We start from the raw sequence: 17,264 nt of genomic DNA on the forward strand, positions 1-17,264 counted from the left end.
ACCTGGCGGTCGAGTTTCCCTCACCCCGCTACAATAGAAGTAGAGAGTCCTCCACCACACACCCAAAGGCCGGAAAAATCCAACCCATAACCCATTTATTTAAAACACTTTACCCATAACCCCTTTGTTCAAAGTATTTTACCCATAACCCCTTTGTTTGAAGGATTTTAGCAATTAAGATATGGGGGGAGGGGTACCTGCGAAGAGGGAAAGATGGTGAGAGCGCTGGGGCTCGAACCCAGGACCAACGCCTTAAAAGGGCGATGCTCTACCAACTGAGCTACGCTCTCGAACCACACTACCAAGTTAGCACAATCGCCTGTCCATTTCCCGCCCCGCAGGACGGCTGAGACGCCCATCTGCCTCACGCTCGGCGCTTCGTTCGAGACCAGGCAATCTCCTGCATTTCTCTGCTTTTCTCCCTGCTCCGTCGCACGCCGGTGACACGAAAGTCGCACCGCCGGTTCATTGACTTGAGATAACGCCAACAGTAGCCTGAGGCTATTGCACGGCGGTGTCTCGACGTGTGTCCGCCCAGGGTGCATCCACGCGGAAAAGCACACGGCAACGGAACGGACAGGACCTGAAATGAAGGACTCGCAGGACACAGGCAAGATTGAAGACAGAGCAGAAGGCGGTACCGGCGAACAGGCCCCCGAAGACGTAGCCGTCCTCTATTCCTGGGCCAATCTGCACGGCACCAAGTACCGTGATTTCTCCGACTCGCGCCGCGAGTACCGCGCGCAGCTCAAGCAGCGCGCCGCTGGGCATCTGCCTGAACAAGCCGCGCCGGAGCCCGAGGCAGCCGATGCGCCAGTCCGCCGCGCTCCTCTGATCAGCCCCGTCGCTCCCGCTGAAGCAGCTCGCCGCGAAGAACGCGAGATCGCCGAAGCGCATGAATCGGCCCAGCGGCAAGCAAGCCGCAACGCCGACGCCGAGATACGCAGCCACGAGTCGCGCCAGCCCATGCCCTCGCTCGAAGAAGTGCGCCCCAACCGCTCTCGACGCGCCAGCGACCGCGCGCCCGAAGCCGCGCCCGAGGAGTATCGCGCCCAGCGCCGCCCGCAGGGCTACCACCCGGAAGACGCCTCCGGAGTGCGCGAGATCTACCGCGGATCAGACGATGTGACAGGTGTTGGAGATGCCAGCGTACACGCGGAGCGCGACCGGCGTTCACAACCCGCAGCGCATCTTGCATCCGAAACCTTCTACGCGGAGCGGCCCTCCGCCGTCATCTACAAGGAGCCGCCCGCACCCGCAGGCCAGCGTCGCCCAGTCCGTCCGGATCCGCCCGTGACCGCCGATCCCGGTTTTGCCGCCCGCCGCGACGATCTGCTCGCTCAGCAGACAGCCGCGACGCCCACACGACGTCAGATGTTCGACGCCGGCCGCGTCCCACCGGACTCCGAGCTGCCCGAACAGCCCTCAGCGCCTCCGCGGGGACGCCGTGCGCAGGACGACTTCGAGTACAAGGAAGCCACTCCGCTCAAAGAGCCCATCCGCCGCGCGGCCTTCGAGCCCGACAGCTCCTATGCCTCGCCACCGCGCTCGCCCTACGCTGCCGATCCCGCAGGTCCCGCGTGGCTCTACGCGCCGCCGCAGCAGCAACTGCCGCCTCGCCCCAAGCCGTCGCCGCCTCCACCGGCGCAGCCCTCCGTAGCCGAAACGCTCCAGCACTCGCGCGAGCGGGTCGCCTCCCGCTGGTTTGCCCTCAAGGGCGTCTTCGAGCAGCCGGGGCAGGAACTGCCCGAGGCCGCGCCCGTCCGCCAGAAAGAGACCCGCACCCCCGTGCTCGCGATCTTCTCGCTCGCCGGCGGAGTCGGCAAGACGAGCATGGTCGCCACCGTGGGACGCGCGCTCTCGTCGCTCGGCGAAAAGGTGCTCCTGACCGATACCACCTCGCACGGCCTGCTGCCGTTCTACTTCGGTGCCAGCGAGCTTCGCCCGGACACCGTGCGCACCTTCTCGCCGCCCTCCGGCAGCACCGACGCCCCCATCTACCTCGTCAGCCACGACGTCGAGCAGAAGGGAAGCGACGAGGCCGCGCAGCAGCAACTGGCCGATGAGATCGTCACCAACAGCCGAGGCACGCACCGCATCCTGCTCGATCTCACCGCCAACTCCGGCTGGCTCGTCCGCCGCCTCGCGCGCATGGAGCCGACCATCCTGGTGCCGCTGGCCCCGGACATGAACTCGATCATCAGCCTTCAGGCTGTCGAGCGATACTTCCACGGCATCACCGGCTACGATGGACGCCCGCTGCAGCCCTACTTCGTGCTCAACCAGTTCGACACCTCACTGCCGCTTCACCTCGACGTGCGCGAGGTCCTTCGACGCCAGCTTGGAGACCGCCTGCTGCCCTTCGTCATCCGCCGCGCCCCGGCCGTCAGCGAGGCGCTTGCCGAAGGCATGACCGTGGTCGATTACGCGCCCGACACCCCGGTTGCCGAGGACTACATGAACCTTGCCACCTGGCTGCGCACCATCGCCGCGCCCGCGACCGCCGGCTTCCGCAACGTTCGCTGGAGCGAGCGATGACCGACTCTCCTCAATGGAGAAGGTTTGAGTCAGGCGGCGGATTTGGTTTCAAAACTCTGCGCTTTCTTGTCTGCGTGTCGAGCATCGCGCTGCTCTGCTTTGCAGCCACGCTTCCGCTCACCTGGCCGCAGCAGACCGTTCTCGGCCTGCTCTCGGTTCTGTTTGTCATCTGGCTGGACCGCAGCTCAAACTCGTCGCTCATTACGCTGACCCTGATGCTGGTCTCCGTCTTCTCCACCTTCCGCTACGGCCTCTGGAGACTCGCCACCACGGTCGGTTTTTTCCGTGATCCCGGCTCCAACTGGAACGGACTCGACGCCTTCTTCGTCTGCCTGCTGCTCGCTGCCGAGACTTACGCGGCCTCCGTCCTGGTGCTCGGCTACTTTCAAACTCTCTGGCCTCTGCGCCGAACGCCCGCGCCGCTGCCGGACGATCCGGCTCAGTGGCCTGCTGTTGATCTGCTCATCACCACGTATAACGAGCCGCTCAGCGTTGTCCGGCAGACGGCGCTGGCCGCGATGAACATCGACTGGCCCATCGGCAAGCTCAACATCTACCTTCTCGATGACGGACGCCGCGACGAGTTTCGCAAATTCGCCGAAGAGACCGGCATCGGCTACATGACGCGCGATGACAATCTACACGCCAAGGCGGGCAACATCAACCGCGCGCTCGCCCGCATCGACTCGCCCTTCGTCGCCATCTTCGACTGCGACCACATTCCGACGCGAAGCTTCCTGCAACTTTCGATGGGCTGGTTCCTGCGTGACGAAAAGCTCGGAATGCTGCAAACGCCGCAGCACTACTATTCGCCGGATCCCTTCGAGCGCAACCTCGGACAGTTCCGCACCGTGCCCAACGAAGGCGAACTTTTTTACGGCGTGGTGCAGAACGGCAACGACTTCTGGAATGCGGCCTTCTTTTGCGGATCGTGTGCCGTCATTCGTCGCACGGCGCTCGACCAGGTGGGCGGGATGGCAGTCGAGACCGTAACCGAAGACGCGCACACCTCGCTGCGGATGCAGATGCGCGGCTGGAACAGCGCCTACATCAACATTCCGCAGGCCGCGGGCCTGGCTCCTGAGCGGCTCAGCGGTCATGTTCGCCAGCGCATTCGCTGGGCGCGCGGTATGGTTCAGGTACTCCGCACGGACAACCCGTTCTTCTCGCCCGGCCTCACCACCGCGCAGCGCCTCTGCTACTTCAACGCGATGTCGCACTTTCTCTACGCGCTGCCGCGACTCGTCTTCCTCACCGCTCCACTCATCTACCTGATCTTCGGACACATCAATATCCCCGGCTATTGGGCCGCGATTCTCGCGTATGCGCTTCCGCACCTTGTTCTTTCCAACCTGACCAACTCTCGCATTCAGGGTCAGCACCGGCACTCGTTCTGGAACGAGGTCTACGAGACGGTGCTTGCACCCTACCTTCTGCTGCCCACGTTGTTCACGCTTATCAGTCCAAAGCTCGGACGCTTCAACGTTACGGTCAAGGGCGGAACCATCCCGCGCCGCTTCTTCGACGCGCGCATCGCAGCGCCATTCCTGCTGCTGCTTGCCTTCAACGCGGTCGGCATTCTCTGCGCCGTTCCGCGCTTCTGGCAGTTTCCGGCGTCAAGCGGACACTGGACGCTGACCTTGCTTGCCGGCATGTACGACGGCCATCATCCGGGCACCATTGTGATGAACCTTCTCTGGGCGTGCTTCAATATCATCCTTCTGGGCGTGGCTACGGCTGTCGCGTGGGAGAGCCGCCAGCAGCGCAAGAGCGTTCGCATTGCCGTGAATCTTCCGGCCGAGGTCAGGCTTCCGAACGGCAGCTCCGTTCACGGCGTCACGTCCGATCTGTCGATGGGCGGCGTCATGGTCCGCATGGAACACAAGTTCAAGGCGTCTTCCGGCAATGAGATTCGAATTACGCTGCCGGTGCTCAGTGGAAGCGCGGAGTTTCCCGCGACCATCGTCGGCGTCGATGGCGATCTTCTGCGCGCGAAGTTTGCTCCGCTCGGCCTGCGGGAGGAAGAGGCGCTTACGCTTGCGCTTTACTCCCGCGCCGACACCTGGCTCGGCTGGGGAGAGTCGCGTGAGTCCGACCGCCCGCTCAAGAGCCTCTCGTGCATTGTCCGGCTCTCGCTTCGAGGCCTTACGCAGACGGTTGGCGCTCTCTTTTCCAGAACTCCCAAACCTGGTCTCGCTGCGAACATCGTTCCGCTGCTCCTGATTGGAGCGTTGGCAACTGGAGCGTTGCGAGCGCAGGCCACGCCCGCGTCTGAGCAGATGCCAACCGCATCATCAATGAATCCTTCTCCGGGCACGTTCGACCGCACGGTTTCGTTCGCCGATCTCGGCGTGGCTGGCGCGATGGTGCTTCGCGGCACGGACGCGCACCGCATCGTTCACTTCTCACTGCCTCCGACGCAGATGGTCAAGACAGCGACGCTGAAGCTGCACTATCACTTCTCGCCGGGTCTTGTCCCTACGGTCAGCCACCTCAATATCAGCCTGAACGGAACGCTGGTGACGACGCTTACCGTTGCGCCAGCGCCTGTTGTGACTGAGCAGCGTGTGGATGTTCCGCTCGAAAGCCCAACGGGCGACAGCGCGGCAGATGCACTTCGCACGGAGGCGAGCCCGCTGCTTGAAGCTGCGGTTACGCTGCCTGCGGAGCTTCTCTCGCGCGATAACGATCTCACCTTCGAGTTCGTCGGCCACTACAAGGCGAACTGCGAAGACCCTGCCAACTCGACGCTCTGGAGCCATATTGATGCAGCTTCCTCCATCGAGTTCGCCGGTGCTCTACAGCCGCTCCAGAACGATCTTCGACTGCTGCCGCTTCCGTTCTATGACGCGCAGGTCGATCTTCATCCTACCGTCCCTATTGTCTTTCTCAGCCAGCCTTCGCCGCAGGCGCTCCAGGCGGCGGGCATCGTTGCTTCGTGGTTCGGTATTTTTGCGGCAACGCATCCTGTTCGCTTTCCCGTCACCATCGGCACTATTCCAGCAGGCAACGTCATCGTGTTCAGCGAGAATGCTTCCGCGCTTCCGCCTGCCTTGCAACTTTCGGGCAGCACGGGCTCAGTGATTGCCATGATGACGAACCCCTCCGATCCCTACGGCAAAGTCCTGCTCCTCGCGGGCGGCAGTTCGGTCGAGCTGCTGACTGCGGCCCGTGCTCTCGCGTTGCAGCGCGATTTGCTACAAGGCGAACGGGTCAGCATCAAGTCGCTGACGATGCCGGCTGCGCGTCAACCTGACGATGCACCCCGGTGGCTTCGCACGGACAACGTGATCCCGATGGGCAATCTGGCGCAGCCCGCTGAGTTGCAGAGCGACGGCATTGAGCCTGTCACGCTCTATATGCGGCTGCCGCCTGATCTTTACTACGGCACGATGCAGGATCTTGGACTGCATCTTCGGTACCGGTACAACGCAGTCCCGCTCGGTGAGGGAAGCACGCTCCAGGTCAGTATGAACGGCAACTTTGTCAGCGCCACGCCTCTGCCGCATGCAGGCAAAGCGGAAGCGCAGCCTGAGGCCCTGGTTCCGGTGCCGGTCGCCGACATGCGCCCGTTTTCCAATACGCTGCGGATGAAGTTTGCGTTTCATGCTGCGGAGAGCGCGCGCTGCGAAGACTCTGCCTCGCCTGCTTTTGAAGGTGCGATCCTCAAAGACTCGTGGCTCGACCTGCGCGGTATTCCGCACTGGGCAGTGCTGCCCAATCTGGAGATCTTTGCCAACGCAGGCTATCCCTTCACGCGCAAGGCGGACCTTGCCGATACCGCCGTCGTTCTGCCCGATACACCGAGCACGGAAGAGATCGATCTGTACCTCGCGTTGATGGGACACTTCGGCGCTCAGACCGGCTACCCTGTGCTGAATGTCACTGTGACCAACGCAGGCGGCATGACACCTGGAGCCAAAGACTACCTTGTCCTCGGAACGGTAGACGATCAGACGGCGATCTCCCGTCTCAATCCGTCGCTGCCGATTATGGCCGACGGCAGCGGGCTTCATATTCAGGACACGCAGGGCTTCTTCTCACAGTTTCAACATGCGTGGTGGAAGGTGCGCAGCTCCGACCGTGTTCAGTCCGGCCAGCTTGAGACCTCGGGCGGTCTGCCCGATGCGTTGATCGAGGCAACGCAGTGGCCTAATCGCTCCGGCCACTCGGCTGTGTTAATTGTGCTGCGTGATACCTCAGAGGTTCCAGCGTTCGTTACATCCTTTTTCAATTCGGCGCAGTCCTCTGATATTTCACAGACGGTCAGTGTGCTGCATGGCACTCGCTTTGCTTCGTATCGTATCGGCAACGTTGTCTATGGTGTGGGGTCACTTTCGGTCTGGGTGCGAATCAATATCTTCTTCGCCAGATACCCGTGGGCGATGGCTGCCGTCATTGCGCTGTGCTGCATCCTCCTTGCCATCCTTGCCCGTGCCGTGCTGCGCCGCCGCGCCCGCGCGCGTCTTGATGCGGGAAGCAAAGGATGAAGCGGGGCAGCATAAAGTGCAATCGATTCTTGGCAAAGCAGGTTGCGTTTCATTAGAGTTACGACATCGGACATTTCCGATGCGAGGCCCGAACTGAAACGCAGAACGACGACAGCGGCAGGCGACACGGAGGCTTCATCCTCTGGCCCGGGCAATGAAAAGTACCAGAGGATTCTGGACGCGGCGATTGAAGTTATCGCCGAGAATGGATACTTCAACTCGCCGGTGAGCGCCATTGCCAAGCGCGCGGGAGTGGCCGACGGCACCATCTATCTCTACTTCAAAAGCAAGGACGATGTGCTGCGGACGGCGATCGACGCAACGTTCCAGCGGTTTTACAACATTGTTGAAGAACGGTTCAAGACGCTGAGCGGACCGCGCGAGCAACTGGAGTTTATTGCCGAGGTTCATCTTTCCAGTCATACCGTTAACCGCAGCATGGCCGTGCTGATGGCGACGGAGATGCGGCAGAGCGCGAAGTTTATCGCCGAGTTTTCGCACCATCACCTGGTGAAGTACATTCAGGTGGTCAGGGAGGTAGTCCGGCGCGGGCAGCACGAGGGGGTCTTCCGGCAGGATGTCTCCGATGGCGTAGTAGCGCATTGCATGTTCGGGGCCATCGATGAGCTTTTGAGTTCAGCCGTCTTTACAGGCCGCGTCTATGATGCGAAGACAACCGCAACGCAGGTGATGGACATTCTGATGCGCGGGATCGGGCACGAAGGAAAGTAAGGGTCGCCGCAGTGGCGAGAAGGGTTGAAGCCAGCATGTTCGATCTGAAGACGATGAACGACGTTCTTGTTCGCGTAACCGGACGGGGCAATCGAGCGGTGATGTTGTGGCAGGACGCTGCGGGCGAGTGGAAGCCCATCACTTCGGCTGAACTGTATGGCCGGATACGTGCGCTGGCGGACGTGTTGCAGAGCTGGGGCATCAAGAAGGGCGATCGCGTCGCGCTGGTCTCGGAGAACCGGTGGGAGTGGCCGGTGGTGGATTTTGCTGTGCTGGCGATTGGCGCGGTGGACGTGCCGCTGTATCCGACGCTGACGCCGGAGCAGATGGGATATATGCTGCGCGATTCGGGCGCGAAGGCCGTGGTGGTCTCGTCGAAGGAGCTGTACGAGAAGGTCGTGGCCGCGGGTGAATTGCCTGAGCTGGAGCATGTGGTGGTGATGGACGCTGGAGAGTCTTCCGGCGCGGAGAGTTTTGCCGCGCTCATGGCTTCGGCAGGCGCGAAGCAGCAGCCGGATGAGCAGTTCGATGCAATGGCGAAGACGGCGCGCCCCGATGATCTGGCGACGATCATCTACACTTCGGGAACGACGGGCGAGCCGAAGGGCGTGATGCTGACGCATGGCAATCTGGCGAGCAATATCAATGTGACGACCGATCCGCTTGGGTTCGACGACACAGATAGTTGCATCTCGTTTCTGCCGCTCTCGCATGTGACGGCGCGGCATCTGGACTACGCGCTGATGTGCTACGGAACGCGGCTGGCGTACTGTCCGAAGTTTGACCTGCTGCCTGCGGCGATGAAGATAATCCGGCCGACCATCTTTGTTGCCGTGCCGCGCGTGTATGAGAAGATCCGGCAGGCGGTGGAGGCGAAGTCGGCTGCGTCGCCTGTGAAGTCGCGGATGTTGAGCTGGGCGCTGGCGACGGGAAAGAAGCACAGGGCCGAGACGTTAGCGGGAAAGGTCCCTTCGGGACTCGGTGTGAAGCTCGCGGGCAAGCTGGTGTTCTCGAAGATACGAGAGGCGTTTGGCGGGCGCGTGGATGTCTTCATCTCAGGCGGCGCTCCGCTGGGCATGGACACGGCAGGGTGGTTTGCCGATGCGGGGATTCGGATATTTGAGGGTTATGGACTGACGGAGACCTCGCCTGTGATCGCGCTGAACTATCCGGAGGCTCACAGAATCGGCACGGTAGGCAGGGCAATGCCGAACGTCGAGTGCCGGTTTGCAGAGGATGGCGAACTGGAGGTCAAAGGCCCCTCGGTGTTTACTGGATACTGGAAGAAGCCTGAGGCGACGGCGGAGGTCTTTACGCCCGATGGCTGGTTCAAGACGGGCGACATCGGGCATGTGGATGCCGACGGGTTCATCTCCATCACCGACCGGAAGAAGGAGCTGCTGAAGACGAGCGGCGGCAAGATGATTGCTCCGCAGCCGATTGAGAACAAGCTGAAGGCCAATGTGCTGGTTGGGCAGGCGGCCCTTGTGGGGGACAAACACAAGTTCCTGTGCGTGCTGATCTCGCCGAACTTCGCCGCGCTGGAGGGTTGGGCAAAGACTCATGGCGTGGCTGTGGCTGACCGTGCGGCGCTCGTGAAGGATGCGCGCGTGGAGAAGGCGTATCAGGAGATTGTGGACAAGGTGAACGCCGGGCTGGCGAACTTTGAGTCGATCAAGCGGGTGCGGCTGGTGCCCGATGAATGGTCTGTGGAAGATGGGACGCTGACACCGAGCATGAAGTTGAAGCGGCGTGTCGTGGAGACGCGACATGCCGGCGAAATCGCCGAGCTTTACGCCGACGAAGCTACGGCCGCTCGAGGCTAGGCGTTTTTCCTAAAACTGTAGTTCGGGCCACCCGGTGCGAAACGCAGATTCGGGAATGACAACAAATCGGGAAAGCTGACAAGCCGGGAATGACAGCGGATCCCGCTTCGGCCTGAATTGGAAGAGGCTCTTGGCCTCCATATTTAATCGGAATGCTCATCTTCCGCGGCGGCCGGGGTGGGGTACGGGCTCAGATTGCCCTCGGCGGCCTGGGCGGAGCGGGCGAGGTTGAGGTGCTGCTCCATGGCGTGGCGGGCTTGGGTGGGGTTGTGTGAGCGGATGGCACGATAGATCTCACGGTGCATCTCGGCCGACTCCTTGAGGTCCTGCGCGTTGTGGACGGTCTTGGAGCGGTAGTCGTAGAGGTTGGCGGTGATGGTCTCCATCAGCGCGGCGAGGATGGGGTTGCCTGCGGCGCGGGCGACGGTGCGGTGGAAGCGTACATCGTGGATGAGGTACTCGCGCGGGTCAGCGAGCGCGGCGTACATCTCAGCAACCTCTTCGGCAAGTTCGGCGACGTGTTCGCCAGTTGCGCGTTCGGCGGCCAGCGCGGCAACGTTCGATTCGAGCACCAGCCGCGCCTCGAACATCTGCCAGGGCAGGAAGCCGTGCAGCGCGCCGAGGACGGAGAGCGAGCTGGAGTCAAGCGCAGGTGGACCGCTGGAGACAAACGTGCCCGCTCCGTGGCGGCTTTTGAGCACGCCCATGGCCGAGAGGAAGCCGATGCCAGCGCGCAGGCTGGAGCGGCTGATCTTGAGCTGGCGGGCGAGGTCGCGCTCGGGCGGCAGGCGGTCGCCGGGCTTCACCTCGCCGCGCGCGATCAGCGAGCGGACGTATTCGACCACCTGCATAGTGAGCTGGCTGTGGCTGGTGGTCTCGTCGTGGATGTTCTTGTGTGTCTCTTTAGCGTCTTTTTTCACGCTGGAAAAAACTCCTTGCACCTAAGTGAAAGAAGAGTAACACGGTGGATAGTTAAGCAACCTCGGGTGCAGGCTGCGGCGCGCCCAGCCGGGGCACGAGCACCTGGAAGATGGCGAGCGACACGACGTAGGCGAATGCCGCAAGCGTGAAGATGATGAGCGGGTGCAGCGAGAAGAAGTGCGAGACGAGCCATGTGAAGAAGGCTCCGCCTGCCGCACCTGCCGCACCGCCCAAACCGACGACGGTGCTGACGCTGGTGGAGGGGAACATGTCGGTTGGCGTGGCGAAGATGTTGGCCGACCAACCCTGGTGCGCGGCAGTGGCCAGGCAGAAGAGTCCGATGGCCGGCCAGGCGTTGTTCGGGAAGAGCACGTGCATGTGCGGCACGAACATGATGGGCAGCACACAGAGCGCGGTGACGAGCAGTGCGAATTTGCGACCGGCGTTGACCGTGGCGCCGTGCTTCATGCGGAAGCCGGAGAGCCATCCGCCGGCGATAGAGCCGATCGTAGCGGCGGTGTAGATGATGATGAGAGGATATTTGGCCTGATCGAGGCCCATGCCGTATTTGTCGTTGAGAAACTTGGGCAGATAGAAGAGATAGAACCACCAGATGGGGTCGGTGAAGCCTTTGGCGATGCAGAAGGCCCAGAAGCCGCGATGGCGGACGAGGACCGAATAGACGGGTTTGTCTTTGGTGACGGGCTCGAGCGCGGCCTGCGTGAGTGTCGCGCCGCGGCGCAGCCGATTGTAGGGGAAGATCAGCCAGATGACGCACCAGATGAGTCCCATGGAGCCGGTGCAGATGAAGGCGGCGTGCCATCCCCATTTGGCGGTGACGGCGGCGATCAGAATGGGCGCGATGAAGAACGAGGCGTTGGTGCCGGAGTTGAAGAGGCCGTTGGCGAGTGCGCGCTCGTCGGAGGGGAACCACTCGGTGACGGCCTTGATGGCGGCGGGGAAGTTGCCGGATTCACCGAGGCCGAGGAAGACGCGTGCGATGCAGAATCCGATGACGCTGGCGACAAGAGAGTGGCTGATGGAGGCGCATCCCCAGATGAGGATGGCGAGCGCGTAGCCGGTCTTGGTGCCGAGCTTGTCGATGACGCGCCCGGCGAAGAGGAAGCCGATGGCGTAGGCGATCTGGAAACAGATGACGATGCGGCCGTAGTTCAGGTCGTAGTGAATCTGGTGTGCGGCGTCGAGGCCGGGAATCCAGCCCATGAAGGGCAGGTGCAGCAGAGGCTCGATGAGCGAGAGGACCGAGCGGTCCATGTAGTTGATCGTCGTGGCAAGGAAGAGCAGGAAGCAGACGAACCAACGGATATTGGACTTGCCGGGGGCCGTAGCGGTGAAGCCCTGGTCAGACAGATTGGCGGTATTGGTTGGCATGAAGCGGATACTCCGTGTGCGAGATCTGGTCTGACCAGCGGCGTGCCGGTCCCTGAAGGGTGACGTGCTGGTGAATTGGTGTCGAGGATGAGGATAGCCGTTGTTGATGTAGGTATGTCAAGCAGGAGCGGCCCAAGGACAGATTCGTCCACGAAATGAGAGATGGGGTATCGTGGGCTGAAGTGGTCCTACGAAATAGTTTCAGGGAGAGATGACGATGCGACTTGTGGGCGTTGGGCTGTTGCTGGCCGCCGGAGTGGCCGGCGCGCAGATGAAGACGATCATGGTTGGGGCGAAGGGCGCGGACTTTACGACGATCCAGGCCGCGGTGAATGCTGCGCCGGAGACGGGTGCGGTGATTCGGATTGCTCCCGGTGTCTATCGCGAGGTCGTGCATGTGGATAAGCCGAAGATTGAATTTCGTGGCGAGACGAAGGACCCGGCAAAGGTGGAGTTGGTCTACGGAAACAGCGCGGCTTCGACCTGCGGGACTGGCTGCTCGGCTACGCTGTTTGTCACCGGGACAGACTTTCTGGCTACGAATATGACGATTGCGAATGACTACAGCAAGACGACCGATGTGCCCTCGCAGGCAGTGGCGGTTTCGGTGCGGGGCGACCGCGCTGTCTTCCGGCATGTGCGGCTGCTGGGCGCGCAGGACACGCTGTACGCGGCGAGTGAGGGATGCATGAAAGGCGGCATTGATTGCAAGGTTTCGCGGCAGTTTTACGACGATTGCTACATCGAAGGGCACGTGGACTTCATCTTCGGCGACGCGAAGGCTGTGTTTGAGAACTGTGAGATTCGCAGTATTGCGCATCCGGCGGGCGGGTACGTGACGGCCGAGAGCAACACGAGGCCGGGACAGGATGCCGGATATGTCTTCAACCATTGCAGGCTGACGGCGGATGAGGGAGCGGGCAAGGTGTATCTGGGACGTCCGTGGCGAGACTACGCGACAGTCATTTATCTGAATACGTGGATGGGCTCGCATATTGTGCCAGAGGGATGGTCGGACTGGAAGAGTGCGCCTGCGCCTCGGCTGCCTATGGCTACCTATGCCGAGTTCAACTCGACCGGGCCGGGTGCGAATGCGAAGGCGCGAGAGCCTTATGCGAAGCAGCTTACGGCTGAAGAAGCGAAGAAGTATGAGACGCGGGTGTACCTGGCTGGAAGCGATGGGTGGAATCCTGAAGCGGTTCGGTAGGGATAAGCCGCCTGACTCGGAAAGGGTTTACGCCCACCCATGCCGCGATGAAACTGCGGCATGGATGGGCACCCGTTCAGTAGTGGCTCACTGAGTGAGGTTAGCTGGGTGTGTTGAGAACCAGCACAGTGGCGATGGGGTCGAGTGCTTTCGATGGTAGCGTGATGTCGAGACCTTCTCCGTTGGGTGTGAGCTTGAGCGGCTTGTGGGACTTGTCGGCCAGCAGGTACGCGCCGGCGACTTTGCGCGGCAGCTTGTCGAGATGGAAGACGCCGTTAGTGGGCCACGCGAAGATCTCGATGTAGAGTTTGTCCGGACCGGTGGTGGAGCGCCAGTTCCAGGTGGGCGTGAACTTGAAGTTGCCGCGCTTGTCCTTCTCGGTGGTGCTGAAGGTGCCGGTGGGGACGTCGAAGAGCGTGGCTTTGGTGCCGTAGATCGCTTCGCCGTTGACATCGAGCCACTGACCCATCTGGTGCAGTCGCTCGACCTCGGGCGCGGGCACGATGCCGTGCGAGTCGGGTCCGATGTTCAGCAGATAGTTGCCGCCCTTGCTGGCGATGTCGATGAGGTTGCGCAGCAGGGTCTCGGTGGACTTGAAGTTGGTGTCCCAGGATTTGTAGCCCCAGGTGTTGTTGATGGTCATGCAGGATTCCCAATCGCGGCCAGGGAAGCCCTGCGCGGGAATGTACTGCTCTGGCGTCTCGGTGTCGCCCTTATAGCCGCCGCCGAGCCGGTTGTTCCAGATGAGGTTGGGGTGTTTGTTGAGCACCTTGACGATCTCTGCGGCGCGTTCGGGCGTCATCTCTCTGGGTGTGTCGAACCAGACGACAACAGGGAAGTCGCCGTAGTTGTTGAGCAGCTCTTCAATCTGAGGGATGGCTTTCTTATGGAGATACTCGTCGAAGCTGCCGTCCTGTGCCTTGTCCCAGTGGCCGGTCTTGGGGTCGTGGGTGCCGCGCACGGCTGCGGCTCCGCCGGGATAGGTCCAATCCTGTGCCTGCGAGTAGTAGAAGCCGAGCTTCATGCCCTGCTTGCGGCACTCCTCGGCGAGTTCACGGAGCGGGTCGCGGTGGAACGGTGTGGCATCGACGATGTTGAACGGGTCAGCCTTTGAGTCGAACATGGCGAAGCCGTCGTGATGCTTGGCCGTGATGACGATGTACTTCATGCCCGCTGATTTGGCGAGAGCGACGATGTCGTGCGCGCTGAAGCCGGTGGGATTGAACTGCGACGCCAGCGCCTTGTACTGCGCAACAGGGATGGAGGCGTCGTTCATGATCCACTCGCCGATGTGCTGGTAACGCTGGCCGTTCCACGTGCCTGCCGGGATGGAGTAGAGGCCCCAGTGGATGAACATGCCGAATCGCGCGTCGCGCCACCAGGCCATGCGTGCGTCACGCTGGGCGGCGGTCTCGGTGTCCTGAATGGATGGGACTGGGTGTGCGGGTGGCGGTGCGGGCTGCTGCGCGAAGCAGAGCGCAGACATGATGGCGAGAAGTGCAGCGGAGAGAAGAGTTCGTTTCACGGGCATTCCTTGAGTTGAAGTGACGGCGGATTCATTGTATGTGAAAAATATATGTTGTAGGTGAAATAAATGTGCGAGCCCTCTGAGTGCTGCTGCGCGGATTGCGGAGTCGTGCCGGGCACGCGGTATCATCGCTCGTGTGGGCGATGAGATTCAGGCGATGATCGAGCGGCTGCGTGCCGGCGATGTGCGGACGCTGGCGCGTGCGGTTTCGATCGTGGAAGACGGCCTGCCGAGAGCAGCGGAGTTGCTGGCGGGCTGCCGCGCATCGCGGAAGGCGCTACGGGTGGGCGTGACCGGGCCTCCGGGAGCAGGGAAGAGCACGCTCGTGGACCAGATGGTCCGGCTGTTGCGCTCGGAAGGCAAGACGGTGGGCGTGATTGCAGTCGATCCTTCAAGCCCATTTACAGGCGGGGCGCTGCTGGGCGACCGGATTCGGATGCAGGGATTTGCCGGAGATGATGGCGTCTTTATTCGCAGCATGGCTTCGCGTGGGGCGATTGGCGGTGTGGCGCGCGCGGCGGCGAATGTTTGCAGCGTGATGGAGGCGGCGGGACGCGACGTGATTCTGATTGAGACCGTCGGCGCGGGGCAGGATGAGGTCGAGATTGTGGGCCTGGCCGACGTGACGGTCGTGGTGCTGGCACCGGGCATGGGCGACGAGGTGCAGAGCCTGAAGGCTGGGCTGATGGAGGCGGCTGATGTCTTCGCGGTAAATAAGAGTGACAGCGGCGGCGCGGAGGCGGTCGAGTCAGGGATTGTTGCCATGCAGGGACTGGCAGCAGAACGTGGCGGGTGGGTGCCTCCTGTTGTGCGGACGGTCGCAACAACGGGCGAAGGCGTGGCGGAGTTGATGGCTGCGGTGCTGCGGTGTGCAGAGCAGAGAGGAAACCGCAGGTCCTTCGACTTCGGCGGCAAAAGCGCCGCCTTCGCTCAGGATGACAATTCTCTAAGTGAGGGAGGCGTGTCGGAGTTGATGGCGGCTGTGCGACTCGGCGTTGAACAGAAGCCGGAACGGAAGCGAACACCGTACGGGGTGAAGCTCGACCATCTGGGAGTGGCTGTGCGCAACATCGAGGCTGCGCGGGGGTTCTATGAGGCACTCGGGCTTACGGTGGTGCATGAGGAGACCGTCGAGCATGAAAAGGTGAGGACGGCGATGCTGCCGCTGGGCGAGACGCGGATTGAGCTGCTGGAGGCGACCGAAGCCGGCTCGGTGATTGGACGGTTTATCGAAAGGCGTGGCGAGGGGCTGCATCATATCGCCGTGGGGGTGCCTGACGTGGATGCGATGTTTACACGGCTGAAGGCCAAGGGCATTCGACTGGCGAGCGATGCAGTGCTGGTTGGAGTCGGTGGTCATCGATATTTTTTCGTACATCCGATGAGCACGGGCGGCGTATTGCTAGAGATTGTGGGCGAGGGCGAGGCTGGATGAGATTTTTGCTGATTCATACAGCAGGCGCGGAGGGCAGTGTCGCTTTGGCTACGGAGGCAGGCGTGGTCGCGTCAGAAGTTTTGCCGGGGCGAAGTTCGTCGGAGCATCTGGTGTCTGCGGTGCGTAGGTTGATGGAGACTGCCGGATGGGGACTGCGCGAACTGAAGGCAGTGGTCGTAGTGCATGGGCCAGGATCGTTCACTGGAGTGCGGGTCGGACTTAGCGCGGCGAAGGGTTTATGCGGGGCGGGCGAGGTGCCTCTGATTGCGGTCTCGCGGCTGGCTCTGCTGGCTGGTGAAACGGGCTACTCCGCGCTCGATGCGGGGCGCGGCGAGTTCTACTTCGGAGAATATGCCGGCCAAAGGATGTTACGCGAGACGCTGCTTTCGCGTGACGCACTGCGAGCGGCGGTTGGGAGCGGCGAAGTCACTGTGTGCGAATTGAAAGTCGCCGAGGCGCTGGCGGGGTTGCGGGTGAAGCTGGTCGACGAGCCTCTGGCTGAGACGGTGCTGCCGCTCGCTCTGGAGCGTGTACGGGTCGGAGAGTTTGACGATGTTGCCGTGGCAGACGCCAATTATCTGCGGCAGACCGATCTCGAAATCTTAGCTAAGGCAAAGATGGAGGGCCAGGCGCGGTGAACCTGCGCGTGCGAGCAGCTGTGGTCGACGATCTCCCATCGGTGATCGCACTGGAGCGTTCGGTCGCAGAGGCTCCGCACTGGACGACGCCAGACTACGCTGAGATCGTGACCGGTAGCGGAGTTCGCCGGTGCTTGTTCGTTGCCGAGACTGCGGATGAACTGGCAGGTTTTGCTGTCGGCAAGGCCGTCGCGGGTATTGGAGAACTGGAGAGCGTTGCGGTTCGACCGGGGTCACGCAGGGCAGGTGTGGGCAAGGCCCTTTGCATGGCTGTGGTCGCCTGGTGCAGAAAGCAGGGTGCGTCTGCCGTGGAGCTGGAGGTACGGGCGGCGAGCGTAGGAGCAATGGCGCTCTATGAATCGCTGGGGTTCGAGCGAGTGGGAGTCAGACGACGGTATTATCGTGAACCGGAAGACGACGCTGTGCTGATGAGGCTTCGGATGAGTGGGTCATGAAGGCGGGGCGGCTGGCCTTAGAGATTGGGCGAGAACTCGCGTAATTTGCGGAAGGCATCCATCAGGGTCTAAAGCCCCAACTGAAATGTGGCACTTGAGACA

General features: G+C 61.9%; 11 protein-coding genes and 1 tRNA gene. 8 read left to right on the top strand and 4 right to left on the bottom strand.

Annotated elements, in window-relative coordinates; genetic code table 11:
• Positions 1–214: 214 nt before the first annotated feature.
• Positions 215–290, bottom strand: a tRNA-Lys gene (locus VFU66_RS14125).
• Positions 291–588: 298 nt separating this feature from the next.
• Between VFU66_RS14125 and VFU66_RS14130 the strand changes: the two genes are divergently transcribed.
• The 4 genes from VFU66_RS14130 to VFU66_RS14145 are packed head-to-tail and all read left to right on the top strand — an operon-like array spanning position 589 to position 9,586.
• Positions 589–2,538, top strand: a complete 1,950-nt coding sequence (locus tag VFU66_RS14130) for a cellulose synthase operon protein YhjQ/BcsQ (protein WP_326446910.1) — start codon at positions 589–591, stop codon at positions 2,536–2,538.
• Complete coding sequence (bcsA, locus tag VFU66_RS14135) at positions 2,535–7,028, top strand: UDP-forming cellulose synthase catalytic subunit (RefSeq protein WP_326446911.1); 4,494 nt, start codon at positions 2,535–2,537, stop codon at positions 7,026–7,028. The genes VFU66_RS14130 and bcsA overlap by 4 nt, the downstream gene beginning before the upstream one ends.
• A 42-nt stretch (positions 7,029–7,070) precedes the next feature.
• Complete coding sequence (locus tag VFU66_RS14140; RefSeq protein ID WP_326446912.1) at positions 7,071–7,760, top strand: TetR/AcrR family transcriptional regulator; 690 nt, start codon at positions 7,071–7,073, stop codon at positions 7,758–7,760.
• Positions 7,761–7,795: 35 nt separating this feature from the next.
• The gene (locus tag VFU66_RS14145) at positions 7,796–9,586 is read left to right on the top strand and encodes an AMP-dependent synthetase/ligase (protein WP_326446913.1); all 1,791 of its coding nucleotides are present in this window, start codon (positions 7,796–7,798) and stop codon (positions 9,584–9,586) included.
• A 143-nt stretch (positions 9,587–9,729) separates the two neighbouring features.
• On the opposite strand, the gene VFU66_RS14150 is transcribed toward VFU66_RS14145, so the two are convergent.
• Together VFU66_RS14150 and VFU66_RS14155 are read right to left on the bottom strand one after the other, a co-directional pair.
• Positions 9,730–10,506 carry a FadR/GntR family transcriptional regulator gene (locus tag VFU66_RS14150; protein WP_326446914.1) on the bottom strand — a complete coding sequence of 259 codons (777 nt, stop codon included), beginning with the start codon at positions 10,504–10,506 and terminating at the stop codon, positions 9,730–9,732.
• Positions 10,507–10,558: 52 nt separating this feature from the next.
• Positions 10,559–11,899 (bottom strand): MFS transporter, encoded by a 1,341-nt coding sequence (locus tag VFU66_RS14155; protein WP_326446915.1) that lies wholly within the window; start codon positions 11,897–11,899, stop codon positions 10,559–10,561.
• Between the two features lie 211 nt (positions 11,900–12,110).
• Here VFU66_RS14155 and VFU66_RS14160 point away from each other — a divergent pair, with 211 nt between their 5' ends.
• Positions 12,111–13,106 carry a pectinesterase family protein gene (locus tag VFU66_RS14160; protein WP_326446916.1) on the top strand — a complete coding sequence of 332 codons (996 nt, stop codon included), beginning with the start codon at positions 12,111–12,113 and terminating at the stop codon, positions 13,104–13,106.
• A gap of 100 nt (positions 13,107–13,206) precedes the next feature.
• Here the strand turns inward: VFU66_RS14160 and VFU66_RS14165 are convergent, their stop codons facing one another.
• Complete coding sequence (locus VFU66_RS14165) at positions 13,207–14,631, bottom strand: alpha-L-fucosidase (RefSeq protein ID WP_326446917.1); 1,425 nt, start codon at positions 14,629–14,631, stop codon at positions 13,207–13,209.
• Positions 14,632–14,770: 139 nt separating this feature from the next.
• Between VFU66_RS14165 and meaB the strand changes: the two genes are divergently transcribed.
• From meaB to VFU66_RS14180, 3 genes are read left to right on the top strand one after another with little or no spacing between them, the layout of a single operon-like run.
• Positions 14,771–16,069 carry a methylmalonyl Co-A mutase-associated GTPase MeaB gene (meaB, locus tag VFU66_RS14170; RefSeq protein ID WP_326446918.1) on the top strand — a complete coding sequence of 433 codons (1,299 nt, stop codon included), beginning with the start codon at positions 14,771–14,773 and terminating at the stop codon, positions 16,067–16,069.
• Positions 16,066–16,707 carry a tRNA (adenosine(37)-N6)-threonylcarbamoyltransferase complex dimerization subunit type 1 TsaB gene (gene tsaB, locus VFU66_RS14175; protein WP_326446919.1) on the top strand — a complete coding sequence of 214 codons (642 nt, stop codon included), beginning with the start codon at positions 16,066–16,068 and terminating at the stop codon, positions 16,705–16,707. Before meaB ends, tsaB begins: the two co-directional genes overlap by 4 nt.
• Positions 16,704–17,162, top strand: a complete 459-nt coding sequence (locus VFU66_RS14180) for a GNAT family N-acetyltransferase (RefSeq protein ID WP_326446920.1) — start codon at positions 16,704–16,706, stop codon at positions 17,160–17,162. Before tsaB ends, VFU66_RS14180 begins: the two co-directional genes overlap by 4 nt.
• The last annotated feature ends 102 nt before the right edge of the window (positions 17,163–17,264 follow it).

Source organism: Edaphobacter sp. (assembly GCF_035763405.1).
Lineage (GTDB): Bacteria > Acidobacteriota > Terriglobia > Terriglobales > Acidobacteriaceae > Edaphobacter.